Origin of the sequence: Paracoccus kondratievae (genome assembly GCF_009301415.1) — a bacterium.
Lineage (GTDB): Bacteria > Pseudomonadota > Alphaproteobacteria > Rhodobacterales > Rhodobacteraceae > Paracoccus > Paracoccus kondratievae.
Genome location: NZ_CP045072.1, coordinates 1,024,809 through 1,044,704, shown reverse-complemented (window position 1 = coordinate 1,044,704; position 19,896 = coordinate 1,024,809). Strand labels below are relative to the sequence as shown.

18 protein-coding genes are annotated in these 19,896 nt (G+C 61.9%); 8 read left to right on the top strand and 10 right to left on the bottom strand.

Translation table 11 applies throughout. The annotated features are described in order from the left end of the window. Positions 1-39: 39 nt before the first annotated feature. From rpoD to F8A10_RS05290, 3 genes are all read right to left on the bottom strand, one after another. Positions 40-2,022: an RNA polymerase sigma factor RpoD gene (gene rpoD, locus F8A10_RS05300; RefSeq protein WP_152366853.1), complete on the bottom strand. Its 1,983-nt coding sequence runs from the start codon at positions 2,020-2,022 to the stop codon at positions 40-42. Positions 2,023-2,161: 139 nt separating this feature from the next. Beyond that, positions 2,162-4,087 carry a DNA primase gene (gene dnaG, locus F8A10_RS05295; protein WP_152366852.1) on the bottom strand — a complete coding sequence of 642 codons (1,926 nt, stop codon included), beginning with the start codon at positions 4,085-4,087 and terminating at the stop codon, positions 2,162-2,164. Positions 4,088-4,103: 16 nt separating this feature from the next. Continuing rightward, positions 4,104-4,712 (bottom strand): TetR/AcrR family transcriptional regulator, encoded by a 609-nt coding sequence (locus tag F8A10_RS05290; protein WP_010394793.1) that lies wholly within the window; start codon positions 4,710-4,712, stop codon positions 4,104-4,106. 101 nt (positions 4,713-4,813) lie between these two features. Here F8A10_RS05290 and F8A10_RS05285 point away from each other — a divergent pair, with 101 nt between their 5' ends. After that, complete coding sequence (locus F8A10_RS05285) at positions 4,814-5,149, top strand: hypothetical protein (protein WP_010394790.1); 336 nt, start codon at positions 4,814-4,816, stop codon at positions 5,147-5,149. Positions 5,150-5,159: 10 nt separating this feature from the next. Beyond that, positions 5,160-6,323 carry an alpha-hydroxy acid oxidase gene (locus tag F8A10_RS05280; RefSeq protein ID WP_152366851.1) on the top strand — a complete coding sequence of 388 codons (1,164 nt, stop codon included), beginning with the start codon at positions 5,160-5,162 and terminating at the stop codon, positions 6,321-6,323. A 9-nt stretch (positions 6,324-6,332) separates the two neighbouring features. On the opposite strand, the gene F8A10_RS05275 is transcribed toward F8A10_RS05280, so the two are convergent. Continuing rightward, entirely contained in the window at positions 6,333-7,334 is a 1,002-nt protein-coding gene (locus F8A10_RS05275; protein ID WP_085501936.1) for an acyltransferase family protein, read from the bottom strand. Between the two features lie 184 nt (positions 7,335-7,518). Between F8A10_RS05275 and F8A10_RS05270 the strand changes: the two genes are divergently transcribed. From F8A10_RS05270 to gluQRS, 3 genes are all read left to right on the top strand, one after another. Further along, on the top strand, positions 7,519-8,142 hold the full coding sequence (locus F8A10_RS05270) for a 50S ribosomal protein L25/general stress protein Ctc (RefSeq protein WP_010394783.1): 624 nt from the start codon (positions 7,519-7,521) through the stop codon (positions 8,140-8,142). A 115-nt stretch (positions 8,143-8,257) separates the two neighbouring features. Then, on the top strand, positions 8,258-9,616 hold the full coding sequence (trmFO, locus tag F8A10_RS05265; protein ID WP_152366850.1) for a methylenetetrahydrofolate--tRNA-(uracil(54)-C(5))-methyltransferase (FADH(2)-oxidizing) TrmFO: 1,359 nt from the start codon (positions 8,258-8,260) through the stop codon (positions 9,614-9,616). Then, positions 9,613-10,458, top strand: coding sequence for a tRNA glutamyl-Q(34) synthetase GluQRS (gluQRS, locus tag F8A10_RS05260; protein WP_152366849.1), 846 nt, complete (start codon positions 9,613-9,615; stop codon positions 10,456-10,458). The genes trmFO and gluQRS overlap by 4 nt, the downstream gene beginning before the upstream one ends. Here the strand turns inward: gluQRS and hisI are convergent. Next, entirely contained in the window at positions 10,440-10,808 is a 369-nt protein-coding gene (hisI, locus tag F8A10_RS05255) for a phosphoribosyl-AMP cyclohydrolase (protein ID WP_152367339.1), read from the bottom strand. The two genes, gluQRS and hisI, sit on opposite strands and share 19 nt — an antisense overlap. 57 nt (positions 10,809-10,865) lie before the next feature. Here hisI and F8A10_RS05250 point away from each other — a divergent pair, with 57 nt between their 5' ends. After that, entirely contained in the window at positions 10,866-11,303 is a 438-nt protein-coding gene (locus tag F8A10_RS05250) for an iron-sulfur cluster assembly scaffold protein (RefSeq protein ID WP_085501939.1), read from the top strand. Positions 11,304-11,608: 305 nt separating this feature from the next. On the opposite strand, the gene recG is transcribed toward F8A10_RS05250, so the two are convergent. The 4 genes from recG to sciP form a co-directional block, all read right to left on the bottom strand. Then, on the bottom strand, positions 11,609-13,723 hold the full coding sequence (recG, locus tag F8A10_RS05245; RefSeq protein ID WP_152366848.1) for an ATP-dependent DNA helicase RecG: 2,115 nt from the start codon (positions 13,721-13,723) through the stop codon (positions 11,609-11,611). Beyond that, a complete protein-coding gene (gene ligA / locus F8A10_RS05240; protein ID WP_152366847.1) occupies positions 13,699-16,152 on the bottom strand; it encodes an NAD-dependent DNA ligase LigA in 2,454 nt (817 codons plus the stop codon). The genes recG and ligA overlap by 25 nt, the downstream gene beginning before the upstream one ends. A gap of 160 nt (positions 16,153-16,312) precedes the next feature. Continuing rightward, positions 16,313-17,029 carry a response regulator transcription factor CtrA gene (gene ctrA, locus F8A10_RS05235; RefSeq protein ID WP_085501942.1) on the bottom strand — a complete coding sequence of 239 codons (717 nt, stop codon included), beginning with the start codon at positions 17,027-17,029 and terminating at the stop codon, positions 16,313-16,315. An 87-nt stretch (positions 17,030-17,116) separates the two neighbouring features. Then, positions 17,117-17,431, bottom strand: coding sequence for a CtrA inhibitor SciP (gene sciP / locus F8A10_RS05230; RefSeq protein WP_010396701.1), 315 nt, complete (start codon positions 17,429-17,431; stop codon positions 17,117-17,119). Between the two features lie 128 nt (positions 17,432-17,559). Here sciP and mnmA point away from each other — a divergent pair, with 128 nt between their 5' ends. Then, positions 17,560-18,729, top strand: coding sequence for a tRNA 2-thiouridine(34) synthase MnmA (gene mnmA / locus F8A10_RS05225; RefSeq protein ID WP_085501944.1), 1,170 nt, complete (start codon positions 17,560-17,562; stop codon positions 18,727-18,729). 3 nt (positions 18,730-18,732) lie between these two features. Here the strand turns inward: mnmA and F8A10_RS05220 are convergent, their stop codons facing one another. After that, the gene (locus F8A10_RS05220) at positions 18,733-19,140 is read right to left on the bottom strand and encodes a SufE family protein (RefSeq protein WP_152366846.1); all 408 of its coding nucleotides are present in this window, start codon (positions 19,138-19,140) and stop codon (positions 18,733-18,735) included. Positions 19,141-19,266: 126 nt separating this feature from the next. On the opposite strand from F8A10_RS05220, the gene F8A10_RS05215 reads away from it, so the two are divergent. After that, complete coding sequence (locus F8A10_RS05215; protein WP_227493421.1) at positions 19,267-19,773, top strand: hypothetical protein; 507 nt, start codon at positions 19,267-19,269, stop codon at positions 19,771-19,773. The last annotated feature ends 123 nt before the right edge of the window (positions 19,774-19,896 follow it).

Genomic DNA, 19,896 nt, shown 5'->3' with positions numbered 1-19,896 from the left:
CCCATGACAGGGCGCGGCCTTTTCCGTTGTCCTGACCGCTTACTGGTCGAGGAAGCTGCGCAGCTTGCGCGACCGGCTGGGGTGTTTGAGCTTGCGCAGAGCCTTGGCCTCGATCTGGCGGATCCGTTCGCGGGTCACGCTGAACTGTTGGCCGACCTCTTCCAGCGTGTGGTCGGTGTTCATACCGATACCGAAACGCATCCGCAAAACCCGTTCCTCACGCGGGGTCAGGCTGGCCAGAACCCGGGTCGTGGTCTCCTTGAGGTTTTCCTGAATGGCGGAATCCAGCGGCAGGACGGCGTTCTTGTCCTCGATGAAATCACCAAGCTGGCTGTCCTCTTCGTCCCCGATCGGGGTTTCAAGGCTGATTGGCTCTTTGGCGATTTTCATCACCTTGCGAACCTTTTCCAACGGCATCTGCAGCTTGTCGGCCAGTTCCTCGGGCGTGGGCTCGCGGCCGATCTCATGCAACATCTGGCGACCAGTGCGCACCAGCTTGTTGATCGTCTCGATCATATGCACCGGGATACGGATGGTGCGCGCCTGGTCCGCGATCGAGCGGGTGATTGCCTGCCGGATCCACCAGGTCGCATAGGTCGAGAACTTATAGCCGCGGCGATACTCGAACTTATCCACGGCCTTCATCAGACCGATGTTGCCTTCCTGAATAAGATCAAGGAATTGCAAGCCCCTGTTCGTGTATTTCTTGGCAATCGAGATCACCAGCCGCAGGTTCGCCTCGACCATTTCCTTTTTGGCCTGACGCGATTCCTTTTCGCCGCGCTGAACCTGCGAGACGATGCGGCGGAATTCCTCGATATCGACACCGACGTGCTGGCCGACCATGGCCATTTCGCCGCGCAGGTTTTCGACCTGAGTGCGGGATTTGTCGAACAGCGCCTGCCAGCCGCGGCCCTTGTTCTGCATCATGCGGTCAACCCAGGTCGGATCAAGTTCGCTGCCGCGATAAGCGTCGATGAACTCGCGCCGGTTGATACGCGCGGCATCGGCCAGTTTTACCATATTCGAGTCGATGGTCACGATCCGGCGGTTGATACCGTAGATCTGGTCAACCAGCGCCTCGATACGGTTATTGTGCAGGTGCAGCTCATTCACCAGCGCAACGATACGCGAGCGCAGCTCCTGATAGGCCGATTCCTGCGCGGCCGAGAAAGTCCCGTCCTCGTTCAGCGTCGCCGACATGCGGTTATCCTGCATGTGCGACAGCTCTTCATAGCCGCGGGCAATGGCTTCCAGCGTCTCAAGCACCTTGGGCTTCAGCGAAGCCTCCATGGCGGCAAGCGACAGGTTCTGACCGTCGTCCTCGTCCTCTTCGTCGTCGCTGCGGCTCATCGGGTTGCCGTCGGCGTCGAGCTCTTCATCGTCGCGGGTGGCGGCAGTGCCGGCGGTACGCGTAGCGGTCGGAAGGACCTCTTCCTCTTCGCCCTCTTCATCCATCGAGCGGCCGAAGGTCGTCTCAAGATCAATCACGTCGCGCAGCAAGATCGCCTCTTCCAGAAGCTCTTGCCGCCACATGGTGATGGCCTTGAAGGTCAGCGGGCTTTCGCAAAGCCCGGCGATCATCGTATTGCGGCCAGCCTCGATCCGTTTGGCGATGGCGATCTCGCCCTCACGCGACAACAGCTCGACCGAACCCATCTCGCGCAGATACATGCGCACCGGGTCGTCGGTCCGGTCCAGCTTTTCCGTCTCGGTCGTGGCGACGGCCAGCTCACGCGAGGTCGAGCCGGCAACGGTCAGCTCGCCGCCGGTCTCGGCCTCTTCGGCCTCTTCGTCGTTTTCGACCACGCGGATATCCATTTCGGACAGCATGGACATCACGTCCTCGATCTGGTCAGAACTGACCTGTTCGGGCGGCAGGACGGCGTTCAACTGGTCGTAGGTGATATAGCCGCGCTCACGCCCTTCGGCGATCATGCGCTTGACCGCGGCCTGCGACATGTCCAGCGAATGATCGTCATCCTTGGCGTCGGGCTTCTGGTCGTCGTCGTTGGCTGCCATGCTGGCTCCCTTGAAGCGGTGATTCGCGAATCAGCGAATCGGGATCGGCTGATCGGTCGGTCTTAGCCCGAATCGCGAGCGATTCAAAGCCCGCAGCCCGGAACCGGCCAAGTGATTCGGCGCAAGTGATTCGCGCCGGTCAGCGGCGCGGTTTGCGCCAGATCTCGTTTTTCAGCGCCGCATCGAGAATAGCCCGATAGGCGTCGCTGTCCTCGCCCAGATCCGAAAGGTCGGCCAGCGAAGGATGGTCGGCCTGCTGCCTTGCACGGGTGGATTGCGCCACGCGCCAGGTCAGCCCCTCATCTGCCAGCCCTTCGATCTCGGCCTCGGCGCGGGCGATTTCTTCGCGCACAGCGCGTCGCGCCTCGATCCGGTCCAGGGCATTGGCAAGAATACCCGCAGCAGCATCGCCGTCATGCGGGCGCAGGATGGCTGGAGCCGTCTTCACATGGGGGTCGGCCATGATGCTTTCAAGGGCGCGCTGCCCCGCCTGCGATTGCGTGCCCGACAACAGATCATGTATCAGCGCAGCCCGGTCAGCATCTTGCGGCTCAAGCCGCTCAAGCCGGGATTCGACAGTACTGATCAACTCGGGATGGTTTGCGCAGATAGCCAGCACCATTGCCTCGATCAGCCCTTCGGCGTCCTGCTCGTCCAGATCACCGGACGACAGGCGCGAAGCCCTGGTCGGAGGCGTCGGCGCCTCGGGCTGGAAACGGGCACCACGTCCGCGCCAATTATCACGCGGCGTGCGGGCCGTTTGCGCGGCATCGCGCCGGCGAGGGCCGAAAAGCTTCCATTTCAGGTTGCGCAGGACTGAATGGTAATGGTCGCGGGTATCCTTGTCCGGGATCCTGCCGACCGCCTCGGCCAAGGCCTTATCAAGTGCCGCGCGCCGTTCGGGACTGTCGAAAACCCGCCCCTCGGTCTCGCGCCGCCAAAGCAGATCGACCAGCGGTCGCGCCTCATCCAGAATGGCGGCCATGGCGCTGGCGCCCTTGGCGCGGATCAGGTCATCCGGGTCCAGCCCCTGCGGCAGAAAGGCAAAGCGCAGCGCCTGCCCCGGCCCCGTCATCGGCAGCGCCAGGTCAATCAGCCGTATCGCCGCGCGCAAGCCCGCCTCATCACCATCAAGGGCGATGACCGGCTCGGGCGAGATGCGCCACATCAGCCGCAGCTGATCCTCGGTGATCGCGGTGCCCAGCGGGGCAACCGCACCCTCGAACCCGGCGCGGACCAGCGCGATGACATCCATATAACCTTCGGCCACGACCAGCGGCTTGCCCTTGGCCACCGCCGCCCGCGCCGGGCCGATGTTGTAAAGGTTGCGCCCTTTGTCAAACAGCGGCGTCTCGGGGCTGTTGAGGTATTTCGCCCGCGCATTTGGATCCATCGCCCGGCCGCCAAAGGCGATACAGCGCCCACGCCCGTCACGGATCGGAAAGGTGATGCGACCCCGGAAGCGGTCAAAAGGCGCGCCGCCATCATCAGGCTTGGCGGCAAGCCCGGCCTCAACAATCAGCTGTTCAGAAATCCCTTTTGAACGAAGGGCGTTGAAAAGCCCCTGTCGCTGGTCGGGGGCAAAGCCAATGCCAAAGCGTTCGCAGGCAGCCTCGTCAAGGCCGCGACGTGCCAGATAGGCACGGGCCTGTTCCGCTGTGCCGGTGCTTAGCTGCATGCGGAACCAGCGCGCCGCCTGCTCCATCACCTCGACCAGTTCGCTACGCCGGTCGGCACGCTGCACGGCGCGCTGGTCGCGTTCGGGCATGGGCAGGCCGGCCTCGGCGGCCAGGAATTCGACCGCTTCGATAAAGCCCATACCTTCGGCCTCGCGAAGAAAGGTCAGCGCGTCGCCTTTAGCATGGCAGCCAAAGCAGTAGTAAAAGCCCTTTTGATCATCGACGTGAAAGGACGGAGTCTTTTCGCCGTGGAACGGACAAGGTGCCCACCAGTCCCCCTTGGCCTGGTTCGAGCGACGCAGATCCCAGACGACCTTACGGCCGATCACGCGTGACAAAGGCACGCGGGCACGGATCTCATCGAGGAACTGGGGCGGCAGGCTCATGCCCTTCTATATCGGATCAGGACTGCCAATTGAAAAGGGGATTCGCACCCACGGCCCCGCGCACGAGGTCCCAATAGACCTCAACGACCCGTTCCTGATCCAGGCGCCCACCCTCACGATACCAGTTGGTCACGCCGGTCAGCATGGCGATCAGAGCCATGGTTGCCAGCCGCGTATCGGGCACCGTCATCACGCCTTCGGCCTCTCCGGCGATCAGGATCGCCTCAAGCGCATCCTCATAGCGACGGCGCAAGGCGGCAATCTCGGCCCGGTTCCCGGGCGTCAGGTTGCGCAGCTCCATATAGGACAGGAACACAGCCTCGGGCCGCTCAAGACTGGTCTGGATATGAAAACGCAGAAAGGACTCGAGCCGCTCAAGCGCCGGCCGCGCGGGATCGTCCTGCCAGGCGGCCAGCAGCTCTTCCATATGGACGCGCAGCAGATCAGCCAGCAGCGCCTGTTTGTCCGCCGTATAGGCGTAAAGCGCACCAACCTGCACCCCGACCCCGGCCGCGATCTGGCGCATCGAAACCGCAGCATAGCCATGGCGCGCAAACAGCCTGCGCGCCGTATCGCGGATCAAGGGTCCGGTAATCTCTGCCTTCGAGCCCTGCGTTCTTGCCATGCCGCCTTCTAGGCGGCGCGGGCCGCCAAGGAAAGAGCGCATCTTGCCCCTGCCGCCCCTGCGGGCCTATGGTCCCGCCCATGAATCGGCGGGGGTATGGGATGGTGCGGATCTGGGGCGCGCTTGCATTGGCGATGCTGGCAGGATGCGGCGATGGCGGGGACGACTATCCCAAGCTGATGCCCACGGATCAGGTGCTTGCCCCACCCGCCCTGCCCGGCCACGCCGCCGATGCTGCCCGCGACCCCACATCGGTCAGCGACGCGCTGAACGCGCGCAGTCAGGCCCTTGCCGGTCGTGCCGGGGTCACACCCGTTGCCAATGACGCCGATCTGCAGCGCCGGGCCGACGCGCTGCGTGCACGCGCCCGCGCTTTGTCGCAGCAATCGCTTTCCGCCGACTGCCCCGAGGGCAGCCCCAATTGCCCGCCGAACTAAGGAGAGCCCGATGCCGGTCATCACCTGCATAGATGATCTTAAGGCCATCTACCGCCGCCGCGTACCGCGGATGTTCTACGATTACGCGGAAAGCGGCAGCTATACCGAAGGCACCTTCCGCGAGAACTCGGCGGATTTTCAGCGCATCAAACTGCGCCAGCGCGTCGCGGTGGACATGACCGGACGAACCACCGAAAGCACCATGGCCGGGCAAAAGGTTGCCATGCCTGTGGCCCTTGCCCCGGTCGGGATGACCGGCATGCAAAGCGCCGATGGCGAGATCAAGGCGGCGCGTGCAGCCAAGGCTTTTGGTGTGCCCTTCACGCTTTCCACGATGTCGATCTGTTCGCTCGAAGATGTGGCCGAGGCGATCCGGGCCCCCTTCTGGTTTCAGCTTTATGTCATGCGCGACCAGGAGTTCCTTGAGGCGATTATCGAACGGGCCAGGCGCGCCAATTGCTCGGCGCTGGTTCTGACGCTGGACCTTCAGATCCTCGGCCAGCGGCACAAAGATCTTAAGAACGGCCTTTCTGCCCCACCGCGCCTGACCCTGCCGGTCATGCTGGATCTCGCGACGAAATGGCGCTGGGGGCTTGAGATGCTGCGCACCAAGCGGCGTTTCTTTGGCAATATCGTTGGCCATGCCAAGGGCGTGGGCGATCCGTCCTCTCTCGTTGCCTGGACGGCCGAACAGTTCGACCCACAGCTTGATTGGGACAAGATCGCGCGCATCCGCGACCTCTGGGGCGGCAAGCTGATCCTTAAGGGGATCAATGACCCCGAGGACGCCCGTATGGCCGCCGGTTTCGGGGCCGATGCAATCATCATCAGCAACCACGGCGGGCGGCAACTTGACGGTGCGGTCAGTTCCATCCGGATGCTGCCCGAGATCGTCAAGGCGGTCGGTGACCAGATCGAGATCCATCTCGACAGCGGCATCCGCTCGGGGCAGGACGTGCTCAAGGCGCTGGCATTGGGGGCCCATGCCACCTATATCGGGCGCGCCTTTATCTATGGGCTGGGCGCCATGGGCGAGGCAGGCGTCACCGCCGCGCTTGAGGTCATCCGCAAGGAACTGGACGTAACCATGGCCCTTTGCGGCGAGCGTGACGTCAAAAACCTTGGCCGCCACAATCTGCTGATCCCGCAAGAGTTCCTGCAGCCCTGGGGCTAGCACGCCGGTTCAAGGTGCCGGGTTGGCGTGGACATGTTCCCCCTGTTCAGGCCGCCCGCCCTTTTCAAAACCGCGGATCGGCAAACGCCTCAGCACCAGTGCTGCCAGAGCCGGCAGGCCAACGGCAAAGGCCATCAGCCCGGCCAGCCCCTGCACCCCCAGCGCATGGGCAAGATGCAACGCCAGCACATGCATGAAATAGATCATCGCCGAAATCGGATCGAGCCGGATCGGAGGGCGCGGCATCGCCGTTCCCAGCACTGCCAGAAACAGTGCTGGCGCCGCGATATATGAGGTGACCGGAATATCCAGCATCACCTGATCGCTGCGCCATGCCTGCACAAACCACGCCTCTGCCATCAAAAGCGCCGCCCCGACACCGGTCAGCGCCAGTACCAGCCAACGCGGCGGCAGTCCCTGCATCCCCAGCCGCGCAACCCTGCGGCCGCAAAGACAGCCTATCGCGACAAAGGGAAAGCACATGAAAAGACCGTTCGAGAACTTCTTGACCCCGATCTGGGCGATGCCCGACAAGGCGATATATTGCAGTGTGACCCCGATCACAGCGCAAATCGCCGCCGCCGCCATAAGCAGCCGGTATTCCCGCGCGGGCGCAATCCGTCGCGCAAAGCTGCAAACCAGCAGGACCACCATCCCGGCAACCAGAATGCCGGCCATGAACCATAGGTGGAAATAACCCCAGGCCAGGGTCTTGATCAGCGAGACAGGCCCGTGCACCTCGTTCAGCCAGAAAGGCAGATATACCGCCATCCAGAACAGATAAAGCATTCCCACACGGTACAGCCACTTGCGGCCCTTGCCCCTTTCCACTGCCGAGTAAAGAAAATAGCCGGCGATGATGCAAAAGGTCGGAACCATGACGCGCATCAGACCGTTGCCGATCATGAACAGCCCTGGCGTCATATTGGTCTGTAACCAATAGGTATGCGCAAAGGCGACCAGCACCGCCAGCGCAAGCTTGAGGTAGTCAAGCGAATAGATACGATGCAACTCGAAAGGCCCCGACCTGTATCGAGAAATGCTCTGCAACCATCAGAGCCTATCTGACAAGCATTTTTCACCTAACATGCGAACGATTTTTCACTTCACTTCCCGCTGACACCGCGCTATAGGCCCGTCCTCGGCCATGCACCCTTGGAGGATGGCCGCCATTTGTAGCACAAGGATACCAACCATGGCCAAAGAGATCCCGAATCTGGTGGCCGAGGCACGCACGGGGACAGGCAAGGGGGCCGCCCGTCAAGCTCGCCGCGAAGGCAAGGTGCCCGGCATCGTTTATGGCGACGGCAAAGAGCCGCAGCCGATCGCCCTTGAATTCAACTACCTGCTGACCAAGCTGCGCGCCGGTCGCTTCATGTCCACGCTGTGGAACCTGAAAGTCGAAGGCCAGGAAGACGTCCGCGTCGTCTGCCGCGGCGTTCAGCGCGATGTGGTCAAGGACCTGCCGACGCATATCGACTTCATGCGCGTGCACCGCAACACCCGGGTGAACCTGTTCATCAACGTACATTTTGAAAACCACGAGCAGGCCCCTGGCCTGAAGCGTGGCGGCACGCTGGTCGTGGTGCGCCCCGAGGTCGAACTGATGGTGACCGCCTCGGATATCCCCGAGCAGATCACGGTTGACCTGACCGGCCGCGAAATCGGTGAATCGATCCACATCAACGACGTGCAACTGCCGCGCGGTGTGAAGCCGACCATCGACCGCAACTTTGTCATCGCCAATATCGCGGCTCCTTCGGGCCTGCGCTCCAGCGACAACGAAGAAGCTGCCGAGGAAGAGGCTACCGAGGCCTGATCGCCGGCAAGGCATCGAAACTGATCGGGCGGCTCCCCCTGCGGGTGCCGCCCTTTCTCTTGCCGTTTTGGCGCGCCATTGTTAGGACAACGCGCCTGAGGCAAAGGGGACAAGCATGGAACCGATCCACATCATTGGCGCGGGCCTTGCCGGGTCCGAGGCCGCCTGGCAAATCGCCCGCGCAGGTGTTCCGGTGGTGCTGCACGAGATGCGGCCCGAGGTTGCAACATTCGCGCATCGTACCGGCGATTGCGCTGAAATGGTGTGCTCGAACAGCTTCCGCTCGGACGATGATCGCATGAATGCCGTGGGCCAGTTGCATTGGGAAATGCGCGCGGCAGACGGGCTGATCATGCAAATGGCCGCCCGTCACCGCCTGCCTGCTGGCGGCGCACTGGCCGTCGACCGCGACGCATTCTCACAGGCTGTGACGCAGGCTCTGCGCAACGAGCCTCTGGTTACCTTCCAGCCCGGTGAGATCCGCGAATTGCCGACCGAGGGTCGCTGGATCATCGCGACCGGCCCGCTGACCTCGGCCGCGCTTGGCCAGTCGATCCGGGCGCTGACCGGCGAGGGTTCGCTCGCCTTTTTCGACGCCATTGCTCCGATCGTCCATGCCGACAGCATCGACATGTCGATCTGCTGGCGCCAAAGCCGCTACGACAAGGGCGACACCGAGGAAGAGCGTACCGCCTATATCAACTGCCCGATGACGCGCGAGGATTACGACGGCTTCATCGACGCCCTGCTCGCCGCCGAAAAGACAGAGTTTCATGAGGGTGAGGCCGGCTCTTCGCCCGACCCCACGCCTTATTTCGACGGCTGTCTGCCCATTGAGGTCATGGCCGAGCGTGGCCGGGACACGTTGCGTCATGGCCCGATGAAGCCGGTCGGGCTGACCAATGCACACCGGCCTGAAGAAAAGCCCTATGCCGTCGTACAGCTGCGCCGCGACAATGCATTGGGAACGCTTTATAATATCGTCGGCTTTCAGACGAAAATGAAGTATGGTGCGCAAGTCGATGTTTTCAGGCGCATTCCCGGATTGCACAACGCCAGCTTTGCCCGACTTGGCGGCATCCATCGCAACACTTTCCTGAACTCGCCTCGTCTGATCGACGACCGGCTGCGGCTGCGTTCGCATCCGAACCTTCGCTTTGCCGGTCAGGTCACCGGGGTCGAAGGCTATGTTGAAAGCGCCGCCATGGGCCTGCTTGCTGGTCGCATGGCGGCTGCCGAGGCACTGGGTCGCGACCTGCCTCCACCCCCCGCCACGACCTCGATGGGGGCGCTGGTTAACCACATCACAGGCGGAGCGGACGCCAAGACCTTCCAGCCGATGAACGTGAACTTTGGCCTATACCCTCCGCTTGAAGAGATGCGCGGTGGCCGCAAAGGGCGCAAGGATCGCTATCCGGCCTATACAGACCGAGCAAAAGCCGATTTCAACCAATGGCTTACAGGACAGGTTTGAAACGCACGCGCTTTGCCCCCTCTCCGACGGGCCCGCTGCATCTGGGCCATGCCTTCGCGGCGCTGACAGCTGCGAAACTGGCCGACCCGGGCGAGTTTCTGCTGCGTATCGAGGACATCGACCAATCGCGCTGTCGCCCGGAATACGAGGCTTTGATCGTCGAAGATCTACACTGGCTAGGCCTTGACTGGCCCCAGCCCGTAATGCGCCAATCCGAACGGCTGTCCGCCTATCAGGCAGCGCTGGACCGACTGGCTGCGCTGGGGCTTATCTATCCTTGCCGTTGCCGGCGTGCCGATATTCGCGCCGCGCTTTCCGCACCGCAAGAAGGCGCCGAACCGGTGATCGGCCCAGACGGCCCGGTCTATCCCGGCACCTGCCGCCATCGAAACATGGCTGAAATGGGACCGGACGACGCAATCCGCCTGAACGCCGCCCGCGCTTTTGACTATCTCGACCTCGAAGAAATCGCATTTCTGGATGAAAATATCGCCCCCGGCCTGCCACATCGGCTGGCAGCGCAGGACTTTATCTCCGGCGTCGGGGATGTGGTTCTTGCACGACGTGGCATGGGGACAAGCTATCACCTTGCCGTTGTGGTCGATGACGCCGCACAAGGAATTACGCTGGTGACACGCGGAAAAGATTTACTAGATTCAACATGGATACATGTATTATTTCAGAAATTGCTTGAGCTTCCGACGCCGCGTTATCACCACCACCGGCTGATCCGGGATGAACACGGCAAGCGCCTGGCCAAGCGCGACGATGGCCGTGCACTAAAGCTTTATCGCGACGACGGCGTTTCTGCTGCCGAGATCCGTCAACTGCTGGGATTCTGAGGTTCCATAATGATCACCTCATCCCCGCCCCGGATCGCGGTGTAAAAGCAGCTTTGCCGGTTCGTGTGGCAGGCAGGGCCGGTCTGATCGACAAGCACCAACAGGCAATCCCGATCACAATCAACCCGCAGCTCGACCAGCTTTTGGACGTGGCCGGAGCTTTCGCCCTTAATCCAGAACGCCTGACGGGAACGCGACCAATAAGTGACCTTGCCCGTGGCAAGTGTCTGCGCGACCGCTTCGGCATTCATCCAGGCCATCATCAGCACCTCGCCCGTGTGATGATCCTGCGCGATGGCCGGAATCAGATTATCGGCGTCATATTTCAGGCTGGCGGGGTCGAACATCAGCTTTCCTTTCGGCTGCACCGCACCTATCTAGACCCAGTAATCGAAAGGGAAAAGACCATGTCCGACAGTGACCTGATGCAGCTTTACTCGCGGCGCATCCTGGCGCTCGCCTCGGACATCCCGCATCTGGGCAAGCTCGACAACCCGACGGGCAGCGCGCATCGTCGGTCGCCTCAATGCGGCTCGTCGGTCACCGCCCATGTGGTAATGCAAGACGGCCGCATCGTTGATTTTTCCCAAGAGGTGCGGGCCTGTGCGCTGGGTCAGGCATCGGCCGGGGTGCTGGGGCGCACCGCGCTTGGCCGTTCGCGGGATGAGATCGCCCGGGCCCGCGACGAGCTGCAGGCAATGTTGAAAACTGATGGCCCTGCCCCCGCTGCACCTTTTGATGAGCTTGAGACGCTGCTGCCCGCGCGGGAATTCCCTAACCGCCACGCCTCTATTCTGCTGGCGTGGGAGGCTCTTTTGGGTGCGATCGACGCATCGCCTGCCTGAGAACCCGTCCCGCAAAAAGAAAAGCCGGTCCGCAAGGGACCGGCAGTTGCGCGCATGATCGACCGAGGGGAAGGTTGCAGCCCCAGGCGAAGGGCCGCCGATTGCGCGGGGCAGTGAAAGTCAGAAATCAGGCTGCCAGAATCGAAGGCAGCGAGAACAGAATGATTGCCGTCACCGAGATGGCGACCGTGCCGAGCAAGTCAGAGAGGGATTCGCGGGTCATGGGGCTCTCCACAGTTCGTTTACCGTTTGTTCTCATGACGCGAGAACAAAGTAAAGAACTTTTTAAGAACATCTGGAGAACGCTATCCTGAGTTGATCAACCGTATGGCGCGATCCTGCTCCATCAGCCACAAAAGAAGGCGAACAGCGCGTCCTCTCTCGCTTGCCATTTCGGGGTCTCGCTCAAGAAAACTTTGGGCGTCCTTGCGGGCCAGGGCCATCAGGCCCGACTGCCGCTCAAGGTCGGCGATGCGGAATCGTGGCAGACCCGATTGCGCCGTACCGATCACATCGCCCGCCCCGCGCATCGCCAGATCCTCCTCGGCGATGCGGAAACCGTCCTCAGTCTCGCGCAGGATCGAAAGGCGCCGCCGCCCCGTTTCGGAAAGCGGCTCGTGATACATCAGAAGGCAACTCGACGCGCCCGAACCACGCCCGACACGGCCACGCAACTGGTGCAATTGCGCCAGCCCAAAACTTTCTGCGCGCTCGATCACCATGATCGTTGCCTCGGGGACATCGACGCCGACTTCGATCACCGTGGTCGCGACAAGGATGTTCGCCCGGCCGGCGGCGAAGTCAGCCATTGCGGTGTCACGCTCATCCGCAGGCATCTGACCGTGAATCAGTCGGACCTGTTCGCCGAAACGGGCACGCAGTTCCTGAAAACGCGCCTCGGCGGCGGTCAGGCTGACAGCCTCACTTTCCTCGACCAAGGGGCAAACCCAATAGGCCCGTGCCCCGGCCGAGATCGCCCGGGCCAGATGTTCCACCACTTCGCCCATCCGTGAATCGGGGATCACCGTAGTCCGGATCGGCTGGCGACCGGCGGGCTTTTCATCAAGCACCGACAGATCCATATCGCCGAACTGCGCCAACGCCAGCGAACGCGGGATCGGCGTAGCCGTCATCACCAGCATATCAGGTGGTAAATGTCCGCCTTTAGCCACCAGCTCCATACGCTGATTGACGCCAAACCGATGCTGTTCATCGACAACAGCCAGCCGCAGATCGCGGAATTCGACAGTTTTCTGGATCACCGCATGGGTGCCGACGAGGATGTCGATACGCCCCTCTGCCAGATCGGTCAGGATATTCGTGCGCGCATCACCCTTATCCCGGCCCGTCAATGCCTCAAGCCGGATGCCTGCCAGCTGCGCCAAAGGTTCAAGCGCCCTGAAATGCTGACGTGCAAGGATTTCGGTCGGGGCCATCAGCACGCCCTGCCCGCCTGCCTCGACCGCGATCAGCAGCGCCAGAAAGGCGACGAGCGTTTTCCCCGCGCCAACATCGCCTTGCAGTAACCGGTTCATTCGCCGCGGCGAAGCCAGGTCGGCGGCGATCTCTTCGACCGCGCGGCGCTGCGCGTCTGTCGGCGGCCATGGCAGCCCCGCCAGCACCTTGTCGCGCAAATCTCCGCTGCCTTGCGTCACCTGCCCAGCCTGCCTGCGCCGGTCACGACGCAACAGCGCAAGCGTCATCTGATGTGCGAAAAGTTCATCATAGGCCAGCCGCGCACGCGCCGGATCGGTGGAGGACAGGTTGGCCGGCCCTGTCGGAGCATGGGCACGGTGCAGCGCCTCGGCCCAGCCCGGCCAACCCTCGCGCGCGACAAGGGCCGGGTCGATCCATTCTTCCGCTTCGGGCAGGCGGGTCAGTGCCACCTGCGCTGCCTTGTGCACGACCCCCTGGGTCAGCCGGCCCGACAAGGGGTAGACCGGTTCAAAATCCGGGGGCGGCTCTGACCCCTCGGGGCCAATATGGTCGGGATGGACCATCTGCGGCATGCCGTCGAACAGCTCGATCTTGCCCGAGACAAGCCGCCTTTCGCCCACCGGCAGCTGGCTTTCAATCCAGCCCTTGCGGGGGTGAAAGAAAACCAGCTGCAAATCCGTCCGGCCATCACTGCAGTGCACACGCCAGGGCCGTCCCTTTGCGGTTGGCTGGCTGTGACGCTGAACGGTGATCGTGACCGTGACAATCTCGGGGGGGATCGCATCGGCCAGATGAGCAATGCGGCGACGGCGGATACCCGAATGCGGCAAGTTCAGGATCAGATCGCGCAGCCGGGTCACGCCCATTTGGGCAAAGGCCTCGGCCGCGCGCGGGCCAACGCCCGGCAACGTCTCAACGCCCGCGAACAAGGGAAACAGTACCGGCGGGCGGCCCGGCGTTACCCCTGGGCGAGCGTCAGCCATTCGTCCTCATCAATGACCTTGATGCCCAGTTCAGCGGCCTTTTTCGCCTTGGAGCCTGCACCCGGGCCAGCAATCAGCAGATCCGTCTTGGCCGAAACCGATCCTGCAACATGGGCGCCAAGCGCCTCGGCCCGCGCTTTGGCCTCAGCCCGTGTCATCTTTTCAAGCGTGCCGGTAAAGACCAGCGTCTTGCCAGCGATGGCTGTGTCGGTGGCGCGCGCCTCGGGCGGCAGGATCGAACTTAACTGCGCGATCAGGCGATCAATAGCCGCCCGTTCGCGTTCATTGGCAAAGGCATCCGACAGCGACATGGCAAGGACCGGACCGATACCATCGGCAGCAATAAGGTCGGCCCAGGCGTTCGCGGCCTCGGGCGAAAGTTCGCACCGGGCAAGAGCCGCCCCCCGCGCCTCGGCCAGCCGGGCGCGACGGCCCTCGGCCTGCGCAGCCTCACGTTCCGCCTGTGCGGCATCCTCGGCAGCGCGATGGGCAATAGCGGCAGGGCGGGCGATGTCCAACGCAGTCTTAAGCGCATCCCAGCTGCCATAGTGGCGGGCCAGATCCTGGGCCGCGACCTCACCAACATGCCGGATCCCCAGCGCAAAAAGCAGGCGGGCCAGCGAAATCTCGCGCCGCTTTTCGATCGCCTCGAAAAGCTTGCTGGCGCTGGTTTCGCCCCAGCCCTTTACCTCGGCCAGCCGACAGGACGACAGCCTATCAAGAGCCTCGGGCAAATCATCGGGTCCCTCAATCTCGACACCAAGCGGGCTCAGAAGTTCACGATAATCGGCGTGCAGGGTTTCGGCGCGTTCGATCCTGCTCTCAATCGCAAGAAAGGCGTGGGTATGGTCAGCAAGCATCTTGCGCCCCGCAGCATCACGGGCATGAAGCGTGAAGATATCGGCCGGCTCTGCAACCCAGTTCAGGCGATAGAACACCTCGATCTGCCGGGCGCCCAGACCCTCGATATCAAAGGCGGCGCGTGAAACGAAATGGCGCAGTTTTTCGACTGCCTGCGCCGGACAAATCAACCCACCGGTGCAACGCCGAACGGCATCGCCCTCTTCACGAATGGCTGGAGAGCCGCATTCAGGACAGGTGGTCGGAAAGACGTAAGGCGCGGAATCACCCGGGCGTTTGCTCAGATCCACATCGGCAACTTTGGGGATGACATCGCCGGCCCGATAAACTTCGACCCAGTCGCCGACACGAATATCCTTACCACCCCTGATCTCGCTGCCGTCAGCGCCACGCCCGGCGATGTAATCCTCGTTATGCAGCGTCGCGTTCGAAACCACGACACCACCCACTGTCACCGGATTCAGCCGCGCCACCGGGCTGAGCGCGCCGGTACGCCCGACCTGAATGTCAATGGCCTCAAGCCGCGTCCAGGCGCGTTCGGCAGGAAATTTATGCGCAAGCGCCCACCGCGGTGTCGTCGAGCGCATGCCAAGCCGTGCCTGATAGGCAAGATCATTAACCTTATAGACCACACCGTCGATGTCATAGCCAAGGGTCGAGCGCATCTGCTCGATCTCGGCCCAGGCAGCCAACAGATCCTGCACCGAGTTACAGATGCGTGTCAGTGGATTGGTCTGGAACCCGAAATCCCGCATCCTCTGCACCGCCCCCATCTGGCTACGGGCAAAGGGCGCGCTGACCTCGCCCCAGGCATAGGCAAAAAACCGCAAGGGGCGTGAGGCGGTCACCGCTGCGTCAAGCTGGCGCAGCGAACCCGCCGCAGCATTTCGTGGATTGGCAAAGACACGCCCGTTGTCGGATTGGTTCAGCTGTTCGAAATCCGTATGCGACATGTAGACCTCGCCACGGATCTCAAGAACCTCTGGATAGCCGTCACCAGCAAGGTGTTTCGGAATATCGCTGATCGTAAGGGCGTTAGCCGTCACATTTTCGCCTATGGCGCCATCGCCACGGGTTGCGGCCTGCACCAGTTTTCCGCCTTCGTAACGCAAGGACAACGACAGGCCGTCAATCTTGGGCTCGGCGGTAAATTCCAGCGGCACATCCGGCGCAAGGTTAAGAAATGACCGTAGCCGATGAACGAATGCCTCGACATCCTCATGACTGAAGCCGTTTTCCAAAGACAGCATCGGCAGGCGATGTGGAACCTTGGCAAAGCGCTGGTCAGGGGCTGCACCCACCTGGGCCGTCGGGCTTTCTGCATGGGAAAGCTCAGGAAAGCGGGCCTCGATCTCTTCCAGCCGGCGCTTTGAGAGATCGTATTCAGCGTCGCTGATAAAGGGCGCGTCCTTTTGGTGATAGGCCAGATTGGCGCGCGAGACCTCACCGCTTAGCCGAGCATGCTCTGCGGCAGCCGCCTTGGCATCAAGACTGGCAACAGGCGGAAGATCAGCTTGTGAGGTGGCAGCCTCTGCCATGCCGGTGTGATTCTCGCCCGTTTCACCCATCTGCGTTCCACCTTCCTGCCGGGCCTATGGCCCCGTTGTCCAGAGACAGGTGATACCGGGGCGAAGGTCGAGTTGTCCAGAACAAGCCCGGACAGGCGGTCACACGCCGGAAGGAGTCCGGCGTAGCAACCTTGGACCGACGCAGCCCTTATCCGGCCAATCAGGCCTCAAGGGCCAGCCGCTCGGCATTCGGCACCGGAATGACCGGATCGCGCAGAACATACCCCCGCCCCCAGACCGTCTCGATATGGCTTTCACCATTCATTGCTGCAGCAAGCTTTTTGCGCAACTTGCAGACAAACACATCTATGATCTTCAGCTCAGGCTCGTCCATGCCGCCGTAGAGATGGTTGAGAAACATCTCTTTCGTGAGTGTCGTGCCCTTGCGCAGGCTCAGCAGTTCGAGGATCTGATATTCCTTGCCGGTCAGATTGACCGGACGCCCGCCAACCTCAACCGAACGCGCATCCAGGTTCACCACCATCTCGCCAGTGCAAATGACCGATTGGCTATGTCCCTTGGAGCGACGGATAATGGCCTGAATACGGGCCACAAGCTCATCGCGGTTGAAAGGTTTGGTCATATAGTCGTCAGCACCGAACCCGAAACCCCGCAGCTTGCTTTCGGTATCGTCCGATCCGGTAAGGATAAGGATGGGGGTGTCGACACGCGACATGCGGATCTGCCGCAATACCTCCATGCCGTTCATGTCCGGCAGGTCCAGATCCAGCAGGATCAGATCGTAATCATAGAGCTTGGCAAGGTCGATACCCTCCTCCCCCATGTCGGTGCGATAGACATTATAACTCGCATTTGTCAACATCAACTCGATGCTGCGCGCGGTGGTGGGATCATCCTCCACAAGAAGGATTCGCATGTCTTTCCCCTGTTTAACCAACGAACCGATTAAGCTTGGACGTAAAAGGTTAATATCAGGTTACCTGCTGATTTATCAAATTTGTCTTTATCTTTCTTGTCTGAATTTTTGCAGCTGCGTGATTTTCAGCGCATTCCGACCATGCCGTGTGACGGCACCGATCCAGGCCTCCAGCTCTTCCTCAGTCAGGCTATAGCAGCGCAGCGCCTCGTCGCGCGTGATCAAACCATATTGTACGGCAGCGACCACAACCGCCTTGCGGCTGGCGACCCAGCGCGTCTGCGGCAGCGGCAGATCAGCCAGGGTCAGTATGCTGCCATCGGGCAGGGTCACAGTCCGCGGGCCAGAGGCCTTTTTAAGAAACATCCGTAAATTCCCCGTCTTTCCAAACAGTTCTTCCATGATTTTCTTAATCCGAGGTGAAACCATCCCCGGTTTTGCCCGCGCCACCCTTGAGAATGGCAATAATTTCCCTATAAATATAACGAAATCCGGGGCCGGAATCTGCGCGCCTCGCGAAAGGACGATCCATGACAGTGTCAGACCCCTTGCTGCGCAGTGCTGCGCCCGTTTCAACCGTGAATTCGCTGGGCTTCGCCAAGCCTCCGGCGCAAACGCGCGTGGTTGTGGCAATGTCGGGGGGGGTCGACAGTTCGGTGGTCGCGGCGATGCTTGCTGCGCAGGGCTATGATGTGATCGGTGTGACGCTGCAGCTTTACGATCATGGCGCGGCGCTGGCGAAAAAAGGTGCCTGCTGCGCCGGGCAGGATATCCATGACGCCCGCCGTGTGGCCGAGCGTATCGGTTTTCCGCATTACGTTCTGGATTACGAAAACAAGTTTCGTGAATCGGTAATCGAGGAGTTTGCTGACGCCTATCTTGCCGGCGCAACACCGGTTCCCTGCATCCGCTGTAATGAACGCGTCAAGTTCCGTGACCTGCTTGAGACCGCGCGTGATCTTGATGCCGATTGCATGGCGACGGGCCATTATATCCGCCGCCTCGAAGGGCCGCATGGAGCCGAGCTGCATATGGCCGCTGATCCAAACCGCGACCAGAGCTATTTCCTGTTCTCGACCACGCAAGAACAGCTTGATTTTTTGCGCTTTCCGCTGGGGGGACTTGCGAGCAAGGCCGAGACCCGGGCGCTGGCCGCCCGATACGGACTGGCGGTAGCCGACAAACCGGATAGCCAGGACATCTGCTTTGTACCGAATGGCAACTATGCCAGCGTGATCGAAAAGCTGCGTCCCGGCGCGGCCGATCCGGGTGAGATCGTCGATATGGACGGCAATGTGCTGGGTACCCATCGGGGTGTCATCCATTACACCATCGGTCAGCGGCGCGGGCTGGGCATCGGCGGGCTGGGTGATCCGCTATACGTGGTCCGGCTTGAGCCTGAAACCCGGCGCGTCGTTGTCGGCCCCAAAGAAGCTCTGGCGACGAAAATCGTGCCGGTGACCGAGGTGAACTGGCTGGGCGATGAGCCTTTCACCGGCGAAATCGCGATCAGCGCCCGCATCCGCTCAACCCGGCCGCCCCGGCCTGCGATCCTGCGCGTGACCGGAGACCGCCGCGCAGAGATCGAGCTGCTCGCCCCCGAAGAAGGGGTAAGCCCGGGTCAGGCTTGCGTTTTTTACGCGACCGACAGCACCCGGGTTCTGGGCGGCGGCTGGATTGCACACCGCCGCGGCGGCTAACCTTCAGGCAGCCGCGGCAAGATTGCGGATACGCTCGACCATAGCGCGCAACCCGTTCGAACGCTGCGCGGAAAGATGCTCTTCGAGCCCCAGGCGGGCCAGCTCGGCGGTAGCGTTGATGCCGGCGACCTCACCGACCGGAACCCCGGAGTAAAGCGCGTGCAGAATCGCGATCAGTCCGCGCACGATCAATGCGTCGCTATCGCCCTGAAAATCGAAACGTCCGCCCTCGATCCGCGGCATGATCCAGACCTGGCTGGCGCAGCCTTCTACCTTGGTGGCCGGGACCTGCAATGATGCGTCCATCGGCGGCATCGCCTTACCCAGTTCGATAACGTGACGATAGCGATCCTCCCAGTCGTCAAGGAAATCGAAAGTCTCGGCGATCTTTTCAAAGGCTGGCGTGGCCATCGGGGCATCCTCTCGCGTGGGCGGCCATGGATAGCGCGATGACCGGACGAGGTCAAAGAGGCTTTCGCCCTCGCGCGACTTGCCCTATCACTGCCCCAAAGACTTGGAAAAGCGGGGACAGCGTTCATGCGGTCAAGAACATTAGGCATCCTTGCCTGTACAATGCTCGTGCTGGCTGGCTGCGGCCGCATGGGGGACAGCAGCTGGAACCCGATGCGTTGGTTTGGCAGTTCTTCCGAGCCGCAAACCCTTGAGCCCGAGGGGGGCTATCCGACCTCGGTTCAGGATGGACGCATCCCACTGGCCCGGGTCACCGGCGCGAAATGGGAGCCTATCTACGAAGGCCGCATGCTGGTCGTGACCGGGCTGGGCGCAAGCAAAGGCTGGTGGGACGTCGCCCTGGTGACCGAAGTGCCGATGCCCAAGGGCCGTATCCGCCCGGATGAAAACGGCGTGCTGCGCCTGCGTCTGGTCGGCAAGCCGCCACAGCTTGGCACATTTGCCGCCGTCAATCCGCCGAACCCGGCGAGCGATACAGCCACGGTCGCGCTGACCATTCCGAACGCAGTCCTGCCATCGCTCCGCGAAGTCGTGATTACCGGCGCCACCAATTCGGTTACGCTGCGGCGCTGACTTATCTGAGATGGAGCGACGAAGAGGCCGGGAATCCCGCGCCTCTTCTCTTTTTGTTCTGCGCCCCTCGCAAAATGATCAGCCGGACACCACTCCCGAAGCAAAAAGGGGAAGGTCCGTCAC

What these genes read in the sequence shown, in the direction of transcription:
- rpoD (WP_152366853.1), bottom strand. Translation starts at nt 2,022, where the DNA reads ATGGCAGCCAACGACGACGACCAGAAGCCCGACGCCAAGGATGACGAT.
- dnaG (WP_152366852.1), bottom strand. Translation starts at nt 4,087, where the DNA reads ATGAGCCTGCCGCCCCAGTTCCTCGATGAGATCCGTGCCCGCGTGCCT.
- F8A10_RS05290 (WP_010394793.1), bottom strand. Translation starts at nt 4,712, where the DNA reads ATGGCAAGAACGCAGGGCTCGAAGGCAGAGATTACCGGACCCTTGATC.
- F8A10_RS05285 (WP_010394790.1), top strand. Translation starts at nt 4,814, where the DNA reads ATGGTGCGGATCTGGGGCGCGCTTGCATTGGCGATGCTGGCAGGATGC.
- F8A10_RS05280 (WP_152366851.1), top strand. Translation starts at nt 5,160, where the DNA reads ATGCCGGTCATCACCTGCATAGATGATCTTAAGGCCATCTACCGCCGC.
- F8A10_RS05270 (WP_010394783.1), top strand. Translation starts at nt 7,519, where the DNA reads ATGGCCAAAGAGATCCCGAATCTGGTGGCCGAGGCACGCACGGGGACA.
- trmFO (WP_152366850.1), top strand. Translation starts at nt 8,258, where the DNA reads ATGGAACCGATCCACATCATTGGCGCGGGCCTTGCCGGGTCCGAGGCC.
- F8A10_RS05250 (WP_085501939.1), top strand. Translation starts at nt 10,866, where the DNA reads ATGTCCGACAGTGACCTGATGCAGCTTTACTCGCGGCGCATCCTGGCG.
- recG (WP_152366848.1), bottom strand. Translation starts at nt 13,723, where the DNA reads ATGGCTGACGCTCGCCCAGGGGTAACGCCGGGCCGCCCGCCGGTACTG.
- ligA (WP_152366847.1), bottom strand. Translation starts at nt 16,152, where the DNA reads ATGGGTGAAACGGGCGAGAATCACACCGGCATGGCAGAGGCTGCCACC.
- ctrA (WP_085501942.1), bottom strand. Translation starts at nt 17,029, where the DNA reads ATGCGAATCCTTCTTGTGGAGGATGATCCCACCACCGCGCGCAGCATC.
- sciP (WP_010396701.1), bottom strand. Translation starts at nt 17,431, where the DNA reads ATGGAAGAACTGTTTGGAAAGACGGGGAATTTACGGATGTTTCTTAAA.
- mnmA (WP_085501944.1), top strand. Translation starts at nt 17,560, where the DNA reads ATGACAGTGTCAGACCCCTTGCTGCGCAGTGCTGCGCCCGTTTCAACC.
- F8A10_RS05220 (WP_152366846.1), bottom strand. Translation starts at nt 19,140, where the DNA reads ATGGCCACGCCAGCCTTTGAAAAGATCGCCGAGACTTTCGATTTCCTT.
- F8A10_RS05215 (WP_227493421.1), top strand. Translation starts at nt 19,267, where the DNA reads ATGCGGTCAAGAACATTAGGCATCCTTGCCTGTACAATGCTCGTGCTG.